Below are 15,873 nucleotides of genomic sequence, written 5' to 3' on the forward strand. Positions count from 1 at the left end.
CTTATGACAACTTTGCAGCCCACGTTGCGTTTATCTTTTCCCGGCCGCCTGGCCGTTGTGCTGGCCTTGTCCTATGTCTCATCCGTAGCCTGGGCCGATATTGTCGGCGAGCGCAATGGCGCTCAGAAAATTTATAAAAAGGGCGACGTTGAAATTGTTGATATCGTGTCACCCAATTCAAGGGGTTTGTCTCATAACAAATACTATAAATACAATGTGGACAAAGCGGGCGCGGTGTTGAACAATTCGCTGACAAGCGGCTCCTCTGTGCTGGCAGGGGAGCTGAACGCGAACGCGAACTTCAAGGGCGCTACGGCCAAGGTGATTCTAAACGAAGTGATCCGGCATAATCCATCTTTGCTGTTGGGCAAACAGGAAGTGTTTGGCATGGTCGCTGACTACGTGCTGGCCAATCCCAGCGGAATCACCTGCCAGGGCTGCGGCTTTATTAACGTGCCGCGTGCCAGCCTGGTGGTGGGCAAGCCGATTGTTGAAAATGACGACCTGAGCGGTTACGAAATCACGTCCGATAAAAAACTGGCGCTTGAGGGTGAGCTGAATGACGCCCGGGTGCTTGATTTACTGGCGCCCGCCGTTGATATTAACGGCGATGTGAGTGCGCAGGATGAGGTTAATATTGTGATGGGGCGCAACCAGGTGTCGCGTGATTCCAGTGGCAATGTGGTCGCAAACAAATTGAAAAAACACCAGCACAGAAGGGTGCTGGATGGACATCTGCTGGGCAGTATTCAATCCGGGCGTATTCGCATTCATTCGACCGATTCACGCGCCACGGTGGTCGGCGAAGGCCTGGCGCTACGAGCCGGACAGGTTCAGCTGACGGCAGGCAATGCGGATTTGCGCGGCAAGATCGACACGGTTCAAAACAAAACGGCCAAAGTCGACAAGCTGGGCGATGGCGTATTTTTGCGCACTGAGACGTTCGATAAAAAACAAGCCTACCGTGCTTCAGAGCTGGTGGCAGATAATGCGCAACTGAACGTTGAAAACAAATTGAATATCAATGGCGCAAAAATCAAAATCAGGGAGCTGGATATTGCTGCCGGCAATGCTAATTTTGATGCGCAGGTAACCAAAGACGAATCCACCTCCAGCGCACGACGCTATAAGGGATTGTGGTTCCATACCGACGCGCAAAAGCAGCACCAGGAAACCGTTCACGGTACACAGATTGAATCTGATATCGTCCGGGTGGCCGCAGCGTCGGATCTGACAGGAAAGGCGTTGACCATCCAGGCACAGGGGGTTGAGTTAAAGGCGGGTCGTAAACTCAGTTTGTCAGGAACGACACAGGAAACATTGGCCGAAAAGTCCAAGAAATTCCGCAATGAAATTGACCGCACTGCAACCACGGCACGTGACAGGATAAAAAACGGTGATGCGCTGGATCGCGCAATGAACCAGGCACACATTGCGTCGACCCTGAGTGCCGATAAACTGGTCATCGATACCGGAGGCGATATGTCGTTGTCAGGCGTCACCATCCAGGCTGATTCGCTGGTGGCCAAATCGGGCGGCAAAGTCAATATCACCGCCGACGAAACACAGCAGGAGACGATCAAAACCGATATGCTCAAATACTGGGCCGGATTTGGCGGTTCTAATTCTGCGGGCGATACGCTTCGTCAGAAACTGAAAGTCGGTTCGGATATCAATACGCGTCAGCTTCTGGTGCTGGAGGCACAAAGGGGGGTTGCCATTTCAGGAAGTCGGGTCAAGTCTGACAAGGGCGCCTTTGTGTACACAAAACAGGGCGATCTGACGATTGATTCGGTTGTGAGCCAGTCCGACCAGCGCCAGTACAAGCGCATCGGCGCGATCTTCGATATCACCAAAGATAAAATCGTTACCGATCGCCAGGACAAAGAGAATAAGGGTTCAGTTCTGGCGTCCGACTCCAATCTGGTTCTGCTGAGCGAACGTGATATTGATATCGTCGGCAGCCAGGTCAAGGCCAACGGCTTTCTGGACATCAAATCGGCCGGCAAGGTAAACGTAGCCGGCGCCAAAGATACGAAACGGGTGTCGGTCGCAAATACCGGCATCAGCGCCGAAGCGAAGATCGACAAGCTCAGCCTCAAGGATAAAGAGATAAAAGGGCACCTGGCACTGATTATCAAAAACAATAAAGTCATCAACGAGAGCGGCACCCATCAGGCTGCGCAACTGAGTGGCAAGAAAGGCGTGCAGATCGCAGGTGACCATATTGCCGTGGCTGGAAGCCGGATTGAAAGTTCGCAGGGTAATGTCGGATTGCAAGGTTCCTCCATCACAACGACCGCCCAGCATGATATGGAAAGCACAAGGAAAACGGATACCGGCGCTACGCTTACGTTGTCTGGCGGGGTTAACGAAAAAGGGGTCAGCATCGGCCTGGCACTGGATGTCAAACATAAGGACGACACCGCAACCGACTCCACCGTCAAGGGCACGCAGATTGCAGCCGGAAAAGACGTCAGCCTCAAAGGACATGAGATCGCTCATCAGGGCACGCATATCAGTGGCGTGACGATCAACGAATCGGCCGATCATATCTCGCATCAGGCCGCCGCGGGTGGTCGAACGGGGTCAGCCGTAGATGCATCGGTACATGCTGGCGTTGACGTGAACCTGGGCTTTGACAAAGGCCTGGCCGTCGGGGTCGGTATCAGCGGGCAGGGCGGTCGCCGCGACAGCAAGGATACCGTCGTCCAGGGGACGAAACTGGATGCCACGGTTGTCAATGTGGATGCCAAAAACAAGTTGCACGATGAGGGTACAATCTACAACGGCAAGGACGAGGTCAATTTGAGCGGCGGCAATCTGGAGCTGGGCTCTGCTTACAACGAACAGGGCTTTGTGGACAATCACGGTGGCGGCAGTGTGGGCATCAACGCCTCCACCAAGGATTACAACTCCGTGAACCTATCGCTGGATGTGGCTGCCAACTTCCAGCACGAGAAAGAAAATTCGGCCAAGGCAGTCAAAACCGAGATCAATAGCGCCAGCGTCAACGTCCATGCGCAGGATGATCTGCACAGCCAGGCGGATATCAACTCGTCCGGCACGGTCAATATGACCGCTGGCAAAAATCTGGTGCTGAGTCAGGCCGACAATACGGACACCAAGCGCGCCGGTGGTTTCGATGCCAAGGTGGGTATCGGCGGGCTGGTCATTCCGGCTGCCGGTGCGGCAGTGCCGTCCATTCATGTTGCCGTGTCTGCGAACGGCCATAACAGCCGCCAGAAAACGGGCATCGCGCCGGCCATCCATGCCAAGGAGCTGAATCTGGGTAGCCAGGGCGATCTGCATATTCAGGGAACCGAGATCAATGTCGGTTCATTGAACGCTAAAGGCGACAAAATCGTGCTGACCGGCGTTCAGGAGCAAGGCAAGCATGTCAGTGTGGATGTCGGCGCCAACGTCGGCATCGGCGCAAATGTGAGCAGCCTCAATCTGGGCGGGCACCTGAATGTTGCGCACGGCAAAAAGCTGGCTCATAAAGTCAGCACTGTCAATGCCGATACCATTAGGCTTGATGGCAAGAACGGGGTCGATATTGTGGCGACCAAGGTCAATGGCCAGGACGTGGCTATTCGCACCGACGGCAATGTGTCTGTTTCTGCCGGCGCCAATGTTGATCATCATACTAATACCGGTTTTGCTTTGAATTTGTCGGGCGGTGTGAAGGATCAGGTCTGGACACCGGCTGCGGGCAGCGCCTCGCTCAATATCGATGTTGCCCGTAACGAGTCAAACACGGCAGGCCATTCAAGCGCCGGTCATCTTGATATTCAGGCAGGCAAAGACCTGACGTTCAAGGGCGATAGCCTGACGGCGAATCAGGTGACAGGTCATATTGCCGGCAACGTGACTACCCAGGGTACACAATCGGTCACGCATGAAGGCACATTGAATCTGGCCGCCTCTGGCGCAGGCAGCTTCACTCCGTACGAACCCGGCAAAGTGCTGGAAGGCCTGAAGAAGGACTGGGAAAACGGGACGATCGCCGGTGTCAGCGCGCAGGCCAAAGGAGATGGCTACTACGTGCATAAGATTGAAAACGATCAGGGTCCGGTCGGGCTCACTGCAAACCATTCAGCCCTGAAGATGGATGGCAAGCAGATCGTCGCACCCGACGCGCCTGAAAAGCACATTCAGGCGGGGTTTGAATTTGATGTCGGTACGAACATCAAAGAGCGACTGGAAAAAGGCCAGCCTTTGGCCTATGGTGATGTTTATGTGGACAGAGATACCAAATAAACGCTTAGCCTGATGGCCGGCAATAGGGGGGCGGTTCATTGAGCTGCCCCACTAAAGCTTGACTGTTAGGCCTGATTAGTTGGTTAAGGACTGAGTTTGGTATTGAACCAGACTCAGTCCTTTTCGTTTCCGCTCCATCCGCTCCTGAGTGTTTGAACGTTTGCTGGCGCTGGTGGTTGTTTGTTGTTATGTGCCATGGTTAGCATTGCTGCCTAGTCTATTCGCCGTGTTGTTTCCGGATCGAACCAATGCAGCGGATGACGGGTGTCCGGTCCGACATCAATGGTGTCGCCTAGCGTGTAATGGGTCGACCCCGCATCGTGCACATCGCAGCGAATCACGACCAGTGTCTCGCCCACTCTTGCGTGAATGAGTTTTTCCGAACCCAGAATTTCGATCATTTCAATCACCAGCGGAATACCGGGTTGATTAAGCGTAACGTGTTCAGGGCGAAATCCCAGAATGATGTTTTTGCCACGCGCGCGTTCGGGAATCTGTCCGGCGGGAATGGACATTTGTTGTCCGTCCATGGTTTTAATCAGACCCTCGGCTGTCACCGAGACGGGGATCAGGTTCATCGGCGGGGAACCGATAAATGCCGCCACAAAGGTCGTGGCCGGTTTTTCGAACACCTCGATCGGCGTGCCGATTTGTTCCGCGACGCCCTTATTCATTACCACCATGCGATCGGCCAGCGTCATGGCTTCGACCTGATCATGCGTGACATATAAACTGGTCGTGCGCAGCCGGCGATGCAGTTTCTGGATTTCCAGTCGCATCTGCACGCGCAGTTTGGCATCCAGATTGGACAGCGGCTCGTCAAACAGAAAGACCTTTGGATCCCGCACGATGGCGCGGCCCATGGCTACGCGCTGGCGCTGGCCGCCCGACAGCTGTTTGGGCCGGCGTTGCAGCAACTGGCTTAGTTCCAGAATTGCAGCAGCCTGCTGTACGCGCTCATTGATCTGTTCTTTGGTCAGCTTGCGGATTTTCAGCCCATACGCCATGTTCTCGTATACCGACATATGCGGATACAGGGCATAGTTCTGAAAGACCATGGCGATATCGCGCTCGGCCGGCTCCAGCTCATTGACCACGGCGCCGTCGATCAGGATCTGGCCGGCAGTGACCGTCTCAAGACCTGCAACCATACGCATGAGGGTGGACTTGCCGCAGCCTGAGGGACCGACGATCACAATGAATTCGCCGTCCTGCACATCGATATCTACCCCGTGAATCACGGCGACATTGCCGGGATAGGTTTTCCTGATATCGTTCAATTGAAGTGTTGCCATCTAAGTAATCCTTTATTTCTCGGTGTCCACAAGACCCTTGACGAACCATTTTTGCATCAGCACAACGACCAATCCGGGCGGGATCATGGCCAGCAGCGCTGTGGCCATCACAATATTCCAGTCGGTCACGCTGTCGCCGCCGCCGATCATGGTCCGGATGCCCACGACGATCGGTGTCATGTCATCTGTGGTTTTCATGACCAGAGGCCACAGGTACTGATTCCAGCCATACGTGAACTGGATTACGAACAGGGCAGCGATGCTGGTTTTTGATAAGGGGAGCAGAATATCGCGGAAAAAACGCAAGGGTCCGGCCCCGTCTATTCGTGCTGCTTCGATCAGTTCATCGGGCACGGTCAGAAAAAATTGCCGGAACAGAAAGGTTGCCGTGGCCGAGGCAATCAGCGGCAGCGTCAGGCCTGCATAGGTGTTAGTCAGACCCAGCCCCGCGACTACTTCAAACGTAGGCGAAATACGTACTTCCACGGGCAACATCAGGGTGATGAAAATCATCCAGAAACACAGCATGCGAAACGGAAAGCGAAAATAGACCACGGCAAAGGCCGACAGCATGGAGATTGCGATTTTGCCTACGGCGATCGTCATGGCGGTCACGAAGCTGACCCACAGCATATGGCCCACGCTGACCGGTGCGCTGCTGGAGCCGCCGAGCAGGGCAGTCTTGTAGTTTTCAATAAAGTGACTGCCGGGCAGCAGCGACATCGGCGCATTAGCCACTTCCTGGGCTGTCTGGGTCGAGGCCACAATGGCAACGTAAAGGGGGAATGCAACCACCACCAGTCCGATAATCAGAATCAGGTGGGCCAGCATATCCAGCAAGGGGCGTCGTTCAATCATAGTGCGTCTCTCCTTAGTACTGGACCTTGCGATCGACATAGCGGAACTGGATCACTGTCAGCAGAATGACAATCATCATCAGGATCACCGACTGCGCGCCGGAGGAACCATAGTCGAAAGATTTGAATGCAGTTTTATAAACGTTGTAGACCAGAATGTTGGTCGATACACCCGGGCCGCCCTGTGTCGTCGTATCGATAATCGCGAACGTTTCGAAAAACGCATACACAATATTGATGACCAGCAAAAAGAAGGTCGTTGGCGACAGTAAGGGAAAGACAATGGTGCGAAAACGCCGGAACGGGCTGGCCCCGTCTATGGCAGCAGCCTCAAGAAGCGATGTCGGTATTGACTGCAGCCCGGCCAGAAAAAAAAGAAAATTGTAGGAAATCTGTTTCCACACTGCGGCTATCACAACCAGTGTCATGGCGTCGGTGGAGTTCAGACGCGGGTTCCAGCTGATGCCCAGATTGCTCATATACACTGCCAGCGTTCCCACGGCGGGCGAAAACAGGAACGCCCACAACACGCCCACTACGGCGGGCGCGACGGCATAAGGCCAGATCAGCAAGGTCTTATACGCGCCAGCGGCACGGACGACGCGATTGGCCATGACTGCCAGCACCAGCGAGACGGACAGTCCGATGATCGCGACCAGCCCCGAAAACAGCAGAGTGACCCAGAAGGAGGAATGATAAGTGCTGTTGCCGAACAGGCTGGTGTAATTGTCCAGACCGACGAATTGTTGATCGCCGCCAAAGGCCGATTCGATAAAAAACGATTGCCAGATGGCCTGGCCGGCAGGCAGAAAGAAAAAAACAATCGTGATAATCAGTTGCGGGGCAAGTAACAGGTAAGGCAGCAGTTTATGGTTGAAAACAACGCGTTTTTCCATGAGAACATTCCGATGCAGTGGCGGGAGGACGATCCGACCCAATCCGTAGCAGTAAAAAAAACAGCGAGGGTGATGTGTCAGCCCTCGCTGTTTTGCTACTTACCGCCGATTATTTATTGCCGTTTTCAAAACGAACCAGCAGTTCGTTGGCGCGTTTTTCCATGTCCGCTGCGCCATCTTTGATTGAGACTTTGCCGCCAAACATGGATTCCATCACACCTTCCTCGATGTCACGGATTTGTGGCAGGAAGCCCAGGCGCACGCCACGTGACTGGGCGGTCGTTTCGACGTTCAACTGCTCGAACGGCACGTCGGTACCAGGGTTCTTCTCGTAGTAGCCGGATGCCTTGGTAGCGTCGTAGGCAGCTTTGACCACGGGTACATAACCGGTATCCTGGTGCCATTTGGCGGCCACTTCGGGTTTGGTCAGGTAGTGGAAGAACGCAGTGACACCTTTGTAGACCTCAGGTGATTTTTTAGAGAACACCCACAGCGAGGCACCACCGATCACGCTGTTCTGAGGGGCTTTGACGACATTGTCGTAATAGGGCAGTTTGGTCACGCCGAATTCAAACTTGCCGTTTTTCAGGATGTTGGCGCGAGAGCCGCTGGAACCCGTAAACATGGCGCATTTGCCGGACGTAAAGAGTGCATTGGCATCATCGCCGCGACCACCGTAAGTGAATGTGCCTTCCTTGGACATTTTGCTCAGGAATTCGAAGTGCTTCAGGAATGCGTCCGAGTGCAGATCGATCCGGGTATCCAGGCCGCCAAAACCGTTGTCCTTGGAGGCGTAAGGCACATTGTGCAGAGCGGCGAAGTTTTCAATCAGTACCCAGGCCGGCCATGATGTCGTGTAGCCACATTCGACGCCAGCCGCTTTGAGCTTCTTGCCAAAGGCTTCGATATCGGCGTAGGTTTTCGGTCCTTTTTCCGGATCCAGGCCGGCCTTCTTGAACAGATCCTTGTTGTAATACATGATAGGCGTGGAGCTGTTAAATGGCATGGAGACCAGTTTTCCATTGGTATCTGAATAGTAGCCCGCGATACCGGGGACAAAGGCTTTTGGATCCAGTGGGTTGCCGGCTTTTTCGGCCATTTCCTGAACGGGTACGATGGCGCCTTTGGAGTACATCATGGTCGCCGTGCCTACTTCGAATACCTGCAGGATATCCGGTGCCTGTCCGGCACGGTAGGCGGCAATACCGGCGTTCATGGATTCTCCATAATTACCCTTGTAGGTTGCCTTGACCACATAGTCCTTCTGGGATGCATTGAAATCCTTGACAATATCGTTGACTCGTTCACCCAGCGGCCCTTCCATGGAATGCCAGAACGTGACATCGGTGGCCGCGTGGGCGCTGATGCTGGCAAGGGACATGATGCAGGCCAGGGATAGGGTGCGGATCGTGAAGCGCATGATGGAGTTCTCCGAGAGATGAGTGCCGTGGTTTTAAAAGCAGGCAGTGATAAACGGCATTATAGTATGACTCGTTTGTTACAGAATAGTGACTATCCCTAAGTCATAGGGGTGTCGTGATTTTGTGGTGAAAGCCCTATAAAATCACCCGTTTGCATGTTTTTTTGTCTGACTTAGCGTATTTTCGGATGTGCGGGCAGGCATTAGCAGAGTACAATCGCTGACCATGAAAAATTCTCTGACTATCGCTTTTATCGGCGGCGGCAATATGGCAGGTGCCATGCTGGGCGGTTTGCTTGGTAATCTTTGCCAGCCACAAGACCTGCTTGTGGTTGATCCCAATCCGGCCACACGGGCCGCCTGGGAAGAAAAAGGTATACCCACAGCCGAGCAGGCTTCGGAAAGCCTGAGCCAATACAAAATCTGGATATACGCCGTCAAACCCCAAATCATGCAGCAGGCAGTACAGGCCTCGCGCGTGTTTTTGCGGGACGACACGCTGGTAATCAGTATTGCGGCCGGCCTGACAACCGCGTTGTTGTCTGACTGGCTGAACGGGGCCGATGCCGCTCGCAGCGCCCGCCTTATTCGTTGTATGCCCAATACGCCTGCGCTGATCCGTCAGGGCGTAACCGGCCTGTATGCGGTGCCAACCGTTCCCGAAGCAGATCGGGAACTGGCAGAACGCGTGCTCAGTTCGGTCGGCGCAGCGGTCTGGGTCGGGCAGGAGTCGCAATTGGACGCCGTGACGGCGCTCTCCGGTAGCGGCCCCGCCTATGTGTTTCTCTTTATCGAATCGCTGATGGCGGGCGGTATACAACTGGGCCTAGACCAGGATCAGGCCCGCCGCCTTGCGCTGGCGACCCTGAAGGGGGCCAGCCTGCTGGCCGCTGACTCAGAGGACTCACCAGCGCGGTTGCGTGAAAAAGTGACCTCGCCCGGCGGAACGACCGCGGCCGCATTAGCCCGTTTCGAGCAGGGCGATTTTACAGGATTGGTACAGGCGGCCATGCAGGCAGCCAATGACCGGGCAGCCGAGATGGCGCGGGAGTCCGCAGCCGGCTCGACCGTTACGGATACAGGAAAGAAATAAGATGATGATTGCCAGATTTGACAAAATGACGACCAATCAAACCTTGTTGGCGGTAGCCATCATGGGATTGATTATCGTTTCCTCCAACGTCCTGGTTCAGCCGCAGTTTCATATTAACGCGTGGTTGACCTGGGGTGCCATTACCTATCCGGTCTGTTTTCTGGTCACGGATCTTCTGAACCGGCGTTTTGGCCCCGGGCCCGCCCGGCGAGTCGTCTCTATCGGCTTTGTCTTTGCCGTCCTGGTGTCCTATGCGCTGGCCGATGCACGTATCGCTCTGGCTTCGGGCAGTGCATTTCTGGTTGCCCAGCTGCTTGATATCTTCGTATTCGACAAACTGCGCAATGGGTCCTGGTGGAAAGCACCCTTCATTGCAGGTTGGCTCGCAGCCATTATCGATACGTTTCTGTTTTTCGCGGTCGCGTTCGCAGGCACCGATGTACCCTGGGTCACACTGGCAACCGGAGACGTGGGTGTCAAACTGGCCATCAATGCCATGCTGCTTGCACCATTTCGCATCCTGATGTGGAATCTCGGTCAGCCACGCAGTGTTCAGGCATGATCTGCAATAAACACCTGGTGCGGAAAAGCAGTGCAGACGCAGCGGTTCACTGCGGTTCCGGTTTCAACACGATTTACATTCACACAGACGTCATCCAATAAGAACATCGCGACCAACGCCCTGTCGGGACACAATCCCATCAGTGCGCGGAGCGGCAAGGGGAGCGCATAATGCAGGAATTTCTACCTCAGTTTACTCAACAGATGATCAACGGGCTATCGCTCGGTGCTATCTATGCCCTGATCGCCATTGGCTACACCATGGTGTACGGCATTATCGGCATGATCAATTTCGCCCACGGTGAAATCTACATGATCGGTGCCTATGTCGGTCTGGTCACGCTGTCGGCGATGGGAATCAATAACGGTATTCCGATACCGGTCGTGATTATCGCCATGCTGCTGATCTCGGCCGTGGTTACCGGGTTTTATGGTTATGCGGTCGAGAAGATCGCCTATCGGCCCCTGCGCGGCAGTCCCCGGCTGGTCGCTCTGATTTCCGCGATCGGCATGTCTATTTTTCTGCAGAACTGGGTCGCCATCGGCCAGGGCTCGCGCGACATGGCCGTACCGAACCTGCTGTCGGGCTCTTTCCAGTTCAACATGGGCGGGGACTTTGCGGTCACGCTGACCTATTCGAGATTGATGATCATGGGCGTCGTGCTGGCGCTGATGATTGCACTCACGCTCTTTATCCGCCATTCCCGCATGGGGCGCGCCTCGCGTGCGTGTTCACAGGACATGCACATGGCCAGCCTGCTGGGGATTGACACCAATCGCGTCATTTCCTTTACTTTTATTCTGGGTGCGGTGCTTGCGGCGGTAGGGGGAGTGCTGATTGCGTTGACCATCGGCAAACTGAATCCCTTTATCGGCTTTATTGCTGGTATCAAGGCTTTCACGGCTGCCGTCCTGGGCGGGATCGGCAGTGTGCCGGGCGCCATTCTGGGCGGCCTGCTGCTGGGTGTGGCAGAGACGCTGGCTGCTGCTTATATTGGTTCCGAATACAAGGACATTGTTGCTTTTGGGTTGCTGGTGCTGATTTTGCTGTTCCGGCCAACCGGGCTGCTGGGTAAGCCGGAGGTGGAAAAAGTATGATGCGCAATCTAAATAATGCCATTATTGCGGCGCTGGTGGCAGGTATTCTGCTGACGCCAATTTTCGGATTGGACCTGGTGCGCCAGGGCATTCGTACCACCCTGGTCCCCAACTGGAGCCTGGTACTGATCGGCATGGCCATCGTGTTTGCCGTGCAGCTGGTCAAGCCACTGCTCTTCAAGGGCAGGAAGATACAGACGGCAAAGAAGCTGCGCTCGGACAAAGACGCGGTCATCGGGCAAAAAGGGATGTTCGCGCTCTTTACCCTTATGCTGGTCATCGCGGTGGTCTGGCCTTTCTTTGGTGACCGTGGTCAGATCGATATTGCCACGCTGGTCCTGATTTACGTCATGCTGGGACTGGGCCTCAATATCGTTGTCGGATTTGCCGGACTGCTTGATCTGGGGTTTGTCGGCTTTTATGCGGTGGGCGCCTATACGTATGCCTTGCTGTTTCACTGGGCAGGCTGGGGTTTCTGGCAGGCGTTGCCGCTCTCGGGCCTGTTTGCTGCGCTGTTCGGCTTCGTGCTCGGGTTCCCGGTGTTGCGCCTGCGGGGGGACTACCTGGCGATTGTGACGCTTGGGTTCGGTGAAATTATTCGTTTACTGCTGACCAATATGACCAGCTTCACGGGCGGGCCTGACGGTATTTCGGGCATTCCCAAGCCGTCTGTGTTCGGCTATGAAATGACCCGCAGCGCACCCGAAGGAGAGCAAACCTTTCATCAGCTCATGGGCTGGAAATTTGAAACGGTCGACGTGGTTATTTATCTGTATCTGATGGCGCTGGTGCTGGCGGTTATTACATTTATCATTTCAGCCCGTTTGATCCGCATGCCGGTGGGGCGCGCCTGGGAAGCCTTGCGAGAAGACGAGGTGGCGTGTCGCTCGCTGGGCATGAACCCGACCAAAATCAAGCTGTCAGCGTTTACGCTTGGGGCCATGTTTGCCGGTTTCGGCGGCGCCTTCTTTGCGGCCAGGCAGGGCCTGGTCAATCCGGAATCGTTTACCTTTATTGAATCTGCGCTGATTCTGTCTATCGTGGTGCTGGGAGGCATGGGCTCGCAGATCGGCGTGATTCTGGCCGCGATTGCCCTGACCGTGCTGCCTGAGCTGGCGCGTCAGTTTGCCGAGTACCGAATGCTGATCTTTGGTCTGGTGATGGTGCTGATGATGATCTGGCGTCCGCAGGGCCTGCTGCCTGTGAAGCGCCCGCATGTGGAGGTAGGCAAATGAGTGCAACGGTTCTGCGTGTCGATTCTCTGAAAATGCGCTTTGGTGGTTTGCTTGCCGTTGATTCGGTCAGTCTGCAGGTGCAACAGAATGAAGTGTTTGCCATTATCGGCCCCAACGGTGCCGGTAAAACCACGGTTTTTAACTGCATCAGCGGTTTTTATAAACCCACCGAAGGCAATATTGATTTGCATGGCAAGCCGCTGACGGGACTGCCCAGTCACAAGGTGGCCCAGCGTGGTCTGGTGCGCACGTTTCAGAATGTGCGCCTGTTCAAGAAGCTGACGACCCTCGAAAATCTGCTGGTGGCCCAGCATACTCAGCATGAGTCCAATTTTCTGGCCGGGTTGCTTAACTTACCGTCCTATCGCCGTGCCGAGCGCAAGACGATGGAAGCTGCGCTGTTCTGGCTCGATTTCATGGGCATTCGCCAATACGCCAATCGCGAGGCCGGTACCCTGGCCTATGGTCACCAGCGGCGGCTGGAGATTGCGCGCTGCATGATCACCAAGCCTACGCTATTGTTGCTGGATGAACCCGCCGCGGGCCTGAACCCTCAGGAGAAAAAAGATCTGGCCGGCTTGATCAACCGTTTGCGCCGCGAATTCGATATGTCCGTGCTGTTGATCGAGCACGATATGAGCCTGATTATGGGAATCTCCGACAGGATCCTGGTGATGGAACACGGCAAACCCATTGTGACCGGCGAGCCGGACGTGGTGCGTGCCGATCCGCGGGTGATCAAGGCCTATCTGGGGGAAGAATAAGATGCTGACGCTGGATAATGTAAGTACACACTACGGTGCCATCCAGGCGCTTGATTCCGTGTCGCTTGAAGTGAAGGAAGGGGAAATCGTCACCCTGATCGGCGCCAACGGTGCCGGCAAAACAACGTTGCTGATGACGCTTTGCGGCAATCCCAGGGCGTCGTCGGGCTCAATTCATTTTCTGGGTGAAGAGATTACGGCCGAACCCACCTCGCTGATCATGCGTCGGGGCATTGCCGTGTCTCCCGAAGGTCGGCGGGTTTTCCCGGACCTGACTGTGCTGGATAACCTGAAGATGGGTGGGTTTTTTCTGTCGCGCGAGCAGATCGAGCAGGGTATTGAACATGTATTTGGATTGTTCCCGCGTTTGAAGGAACGAGCCTCGCAACGCTCTGGCACCATGTCAGGCGGTGAGCAGCAAATGCTGGCGATCGGTCGTGCGTTGATGAGCCGACCCCGTCTGCTGCTGCTGGATGAACCGACGCTGGGTCTGGCGCCGCTGATCATTGCCCAGATTTTTGAGATCATCCAGACTATTCGAGAGCAGGGCGTGACCGTCTTTCTGGTAGAGCAGAACGCGCACAAGGCCCTTAAAGTGGCTGATCGCGGGTATGTGCTGGAAACAGGTCGGGTGGTTCTGGCGGACACGGGCGCGAACCTGCTTGTGAACGACGCGGTGCGCAAGGCCTATCTGGGCCACTGAGAAAGTGAGCGGGGTGGGATCCCCGCGGCCTTTGAAGGCCCGGGCTCGACGGATGAGACCCAGGACACATGGAATGCTACGTCAATTCATTTACAGATGGCTGCTTCAGTTCCCACATCTGGCCGGACGCGTACTGCGAGCCGGCTTTTTTAACGCTTGCTATCGTCCGCCGGCGCCGTAGCCGTGCTGTCGGCAGACGGCTGCGCAGGTGCAACGGTGGGTTCCTGAAACTCATTCTTGCCCGGCAATGAAAGCGTGAGCAAGCCTGCTTTTTCTTTGGCACGCTGGTAAGCCGGGCGCAGGCGAATAGCTTCAAGAAAGGCCTTGATATTGCTCAGATGATCACCCACAAGGCCACGACCATGCAGCACCTGCAGCGCGAATCCCATTTGAATATCAGCGGCGCTGAAGTGGCTGCCACAGAACCAGCCTGTCGTGCCCAGTTCCGTATCCAGAAAGTCCAGTTTTACATTCAGATCGGGGATGACAAAACCATCGAGGGTCGCATTGACAGTTTTTTTCACGATGGAACGTGCAAAAAACGGCACCCGTGCATTGGCCATTTTGTTGAGCACCAGTGTGAGCAGAGCTGGCGGCATCAATGAGCCTTCGGCAAAATGCATCCATTGCGAATAGCGCAGGTAGTCTTCCGAACAGATGGGTGGACGCAGGCCGCGATTGTCGTAACGGTTAAGCAGATATTCGATAATGGCGCCGGACTCGATCAGTGTAAAGCCATTGTCATGCAGCACCGGCGCTTTGCCTAGTGGATGAATCGCTTTGAGCGAGCTTTGCGCACGCATGGTTTCGGGATGTCGCTCGTGTCGCTCTATTTGGTAACTCAGTTCGAGTTCTTCCAGCAGCCAGATAATGCGGAACGAACGCGAGGCTTCCAAATGGTGTAGTGTGATCATAGCTTTCCGATAAAATGAGAATGGAATGACAAGTGAGATTCAGTTTAACAAAATGTCCGGATTGATGCCTGCGAACACGCGACCTGCCCGAACAGGCGCGTGTTTTCCAGATGTGGGGCCGCTGGCGCGACGATGCAGTGTCAGAGCAGGCTGCGGATTTTGTCTGTGAGTTGTTCCGGCGTTTCGCTGTCTGAGGCCAGATAGCGGGCATGACCTTCTTTGTCGAACACATAAATACCACGGCCATGCATGACTTCATAGGATTCCGGGTTGCTGGAATCCTTGGGTTTGCTGATCTGATAGGCCACTCTGTAGCGACGCGCCACGGTGGCAATCTGCTGCTCTGATCCGGTCAGGCCGATGGCGCCGTTGTTAAAGGCGTTGACGTAGGCCTGCAGTACTTCCGGCGTATCGCGATGCGGATCCACACTGATAAACAGAATCTGTACTTCGCGGGCCTTATCGCCCAGCTGCTGCATGACCTCAGACAGTTGCGCCATGGTCGTGGGGCAAATGTCCGGGCAGCTTGCATAGCCGAAAAACAGCATGACCACTTTGCCTTTGACGGCCTGTTCGGTCAGCGTCTTGCCCTCGCTGGCATTCAACGAGAATGACAGATCGGGCAGGTGATTGGCTATCGGATAGATTGTGGTCGGGCGCTGTACCTGCGCCGCGCCCGGCACCATTGGAATGGACTGGGCGAGGGCGCTGTGAGCGGCAAGGCTGCTGGCGACGGCCAGCAAAAGGGTTCGGCAAACACGCATGATACTTCCT

At 55.1% G+C, this 15,873-nt stretch carries 13 protein-coding genes; 7 read left to right on the forward strand and 6 right to left on the reverse strand.

Annotation, left to right across the window (positions count from 1 at the left end; translation table 11 throughout):
• The first annotated feature begins 3 nt into the window (after nucleotides 1-3).
• The gene (locus tag W822_RS37220; protein ID WP_024005776.1) at nucleotides 4-4,263 is read left to right on the forward strand and encodes a two-partner secretion domain-containing protein; all 4,260 of its coding nucleotides are present in this window, start codon (nucleotides 4-6) and stop codon (nucleotides 4,261-4,263) included.
• 212 nt (nucleotides 4,264-4,475) lie between these two features.
• Here the strand turns inward: W822_RS37220 and W822_RS37225 are convergent, their stop codons facing one another.
• The 4 genes from W822_RS37225 to ugpB form a co-directional block, all read right to left on the reverse strand.
• Nucleotides 4,476-5,558: a sn-glycerol-3-phosphate import ATP-binding protein UgpC gene (locus W822_RS37225; protein ID WP_024005777.1), complete on the reverse strand. Its 1,083-nt coding sequence runs from the start codon at nucleotides 5,556-5,558 to the stop codon at nucleotides 4,476-4,478.
• Nucleotides 5,559-5,570: 12 nt separating this feature from the next.
• On the reverse strand, nucleotides 5,571-6,416 hold the full coding sequence (ugpE, locus tag W822_RS37230) for a sn-glycerol-3-phosphate ABC transporter permease UgpE (protein ID WP_024005778.1): 846 nt from the start codon (nucleotides 6,414-6,416) through the stop codon (nucleotides 5,571-5,573).
• A 13-nt stretch (nucleotides 6,417-6,429) separates the two neighbouring features.
• The gene (ugpA, locus tag W822_RS37235; protein ID WP_024005779.1) at nucleotides 6,430-7,311 is read right to left on the reverse strand and encodes a sn-glycerol-3-phosphate ABC transporter permease UgpA; all 882 of its coding nucleotides are present in this window, start codon (nucleotides 7,309-7,311) and stop codon (nucleotides 6,430-6,432) included.
• 109 nt (nucleotides 7,312-7,420) lie between these two features.
• A complete protein-coding gene (ugpB, locus tag W822_RS37240) occupies nucleotides 7,421-8,731 on the reverse strand; it encodes a sn-glycerol-3-phosphate ABC transporter substrate-binding protein UgpB (protein WP_024005780.1) in 1,311 nt (436 codons plus the stop codon).
• 226 nt (nucleotides 8,732-8,957) lie between these two features.
• On the opposite strand from ugpB, the gene proC reads away from it, so the two are divergent.
• From proC to W822_RS37270, 6 genes are all read left to right on the forward strand, one after another.
• Entirely contained in the window at nucleotides 8,958-9,824 is an 867-nt protein-coding gene (proC, locus tag W822_RS37245; protein WP_024005781.1) for a pyrroline-5-carboxylate reductase, read from the forward strand.
• A 1-nt stretch (nucleotide 9,825) separates the two neighbouring features.
• Nucleotides 9,826-10,386 (forward strand): queuosine precursor transporter, encoded by a 561-nt coding sequence (locus tag W822_RS37250; protein WP_024005782.1) that lies wholly within the window; start codon nucleotides 9,826-9,828, stop codon nucleotides 10,384-10,386.
• Nucleotides 10,387-10,556: 170 nt separating this feature from the next.
• Nucleotides 10,557-11,483, forward strand: coding sequence for a high-affinity branched-chain amino acid ABC transporter permease LivH (livH, locus tag W822_RS37255; protein ID WP_024005784.1), 927 nt, complete (start codon nucleotides 10,557-10,559; stop codon nucleotides 11,481-11,483).
• A complete protein-coding gene (locus tag W822_RS37260; RefSeq protein WP_024005785.1) occupies nucleotides 11,480-12,718 on the forward strand; it encodes a high-affinity branched-chain amino acid ABC transporter permease LivM in 1,239 nt (412 codons plus the stop codon). The genes livH and W822_RS37260 overlap by 4 nt, the downstream gene beginning before the upstream one ends.
• Complete coding sequence (gene livG / locus W822_RS37265; protein ID WP_024005786.1) at nucleotides 12,715-13,482, forward strand: high-affinity branched-chain amino acid ABC transporter ATP-binding protein LivG; 768 nt, start codon at nucleotides 12,715-12,717, stop codon at nucleotides 13,480-13,482. The genes W822_RS37260 and livG overlap by 4 nt, the downstream gene beginning before the upstream one ends.
• 1 nt (nucleotide 13,483) lies before the next feature.
• Complete coding sequence (locus W822_RS37270) at nucleotides 13,484-14,185, forward strand: ABC transporter ATP-binding protein (protein ID WP_024005787.1); 702 nt, start codon at nucleotides 13,484-13,486, stop codon at nucleotides 14,183-14,185.
• Between the two features lie 149 nt (nucleotides 14,186-14,334).
• Here W822_RS37270 and W822_RS37275 read toward each other — a convergent pair whose 3' ends face one another.
• Nucleotides 14,335-15,099 (reverse strand): glutathione S-transferase family protein, encoded by a 765-nt coding sequence (locus W822_RS37275; protein ID WP_024005788.1) that lies wholly within the window; start codon nucleotides 15,097-15,099, stop codon nucleotides 14,335-14,337.
• 140 nt (nucleotides 15,100-15,239) lie between these two features.
• On the reverse strand, nucleotides 15,240-15,863 hold the full coding sequence (locus W822_RS37280) for an SCO family protein (protein ID WP_024005789.1): 624 nt from the start codon (nucleotides 15,861-15,863) through the stop codon (nucleotides 15,240-15,242).
• Nucleotides 15,864-15,873 lie beyond the last annotated feature (10 nt).

The organism is Advenella kashmirensis W13003 (assembly GCF_000506985.1).
Classification (GTDB): domain Bacteria; phylum Pseudomonadota; class Gammaproteobacteria; order Burkholderiales; family Burkholderiaceae_B; genus Advenella; species Advenella kashmirensis_A.

What these genes read in the sequence shown, in the direction of transcription:
- W822_RS37220 (WP_024005776.1), top strand. Translation starts at nt 4, where the DNA reads ATGACAACTTTGCAGCCCACGTTGCGTTTATCTTTTCCCGGCCGCCTG.
- W822_RS37225 (WP_024005777.1), bottom strand. Translation starts at nt 5,558, where the DNA reads ATGGCAACACTTCAATTGAACGATATCAGGAAAACCTATCCCGGCAAT.
- ugpE (WP_024005778.1), bottom strand. Translation starts at nt 6,416, where the DNA reads ATGATTGAACGACGCCCCTTGCTGGATATGCTGGCCCACCTGATTCTG.
- ugpA (WP_024005779.1), bottom strand. Translation starts at nt 7,311, where the DNA reads ATGGAAAAACGCGTTGTTTTCAACCATAAACTGCTGCCTTACCTGTTA.
- ugpB (WP_024005780.1), bottom strand. Translation starts at nt 8,731, where the DNA reads ATGCGCTTCACGATCCGCACCCTATCCCTGGCCTGCATCATGTCCCTT.
- proC (WP_024005781.1), top strand. Translation starts at nt 8,958, where the DNA reads ATGAAAAATTCTCTGACTATCGCTTTTATCGGCGGCGGCAATATGGCA.
- W822_RS37250 (WP_024005782.1), top strand. Translation starts at nt 9,826, where the DNA reads ATGATGATTGCCAGATTTGACAAAATGACGACCAATCAAACCTTGTTG.
- livH (WP_024005784.1), top strand. Translation starts at nt 10,557, where the DNA reads ATGCAGGAATTTCTACCTCAGTTTACTCAACAGATGATCAACGGGCTA.
- W822_RS37260 (WP_024005785.1), top strand. Translation starts at nt 11,480, where the DNA reads ATGATGCGCAATCTAAATAATGCCATTATTGCGGCGCTGGTGGCAGGT.
- livG (WP_024005786.1), top strand. Translation starts at nt 12,715, where the DNA reads ATGAGTGCAACGGTTCTGCGTGTCGATTCTCTGAAAATGCGCTTTGGT.
- W822_RS37270 (WP_024005787.1), top strand. Translation starts at nt 13,484, where the DNA reads ATGCTGACGCTGGATAATGTAAGTACACACTACGGTGCCATCCAGGCG.
- W822_RS37275 (WP_024005788.1), bottom strand. Translation starts at nt 15,099, where the DNA reads ATGATCACACTACACCATTTGGAAGCCTCGCGTTCGTTCCGCATTATC.
- W822_RS37280 (WP_024005789.1), bottom strand. Translation starts at nt 15,863, where the DNA reads ATGCGTGTTTGCCGAACCCTTTTGCTGGCCGTCGCCAGCAGCCTTGCC.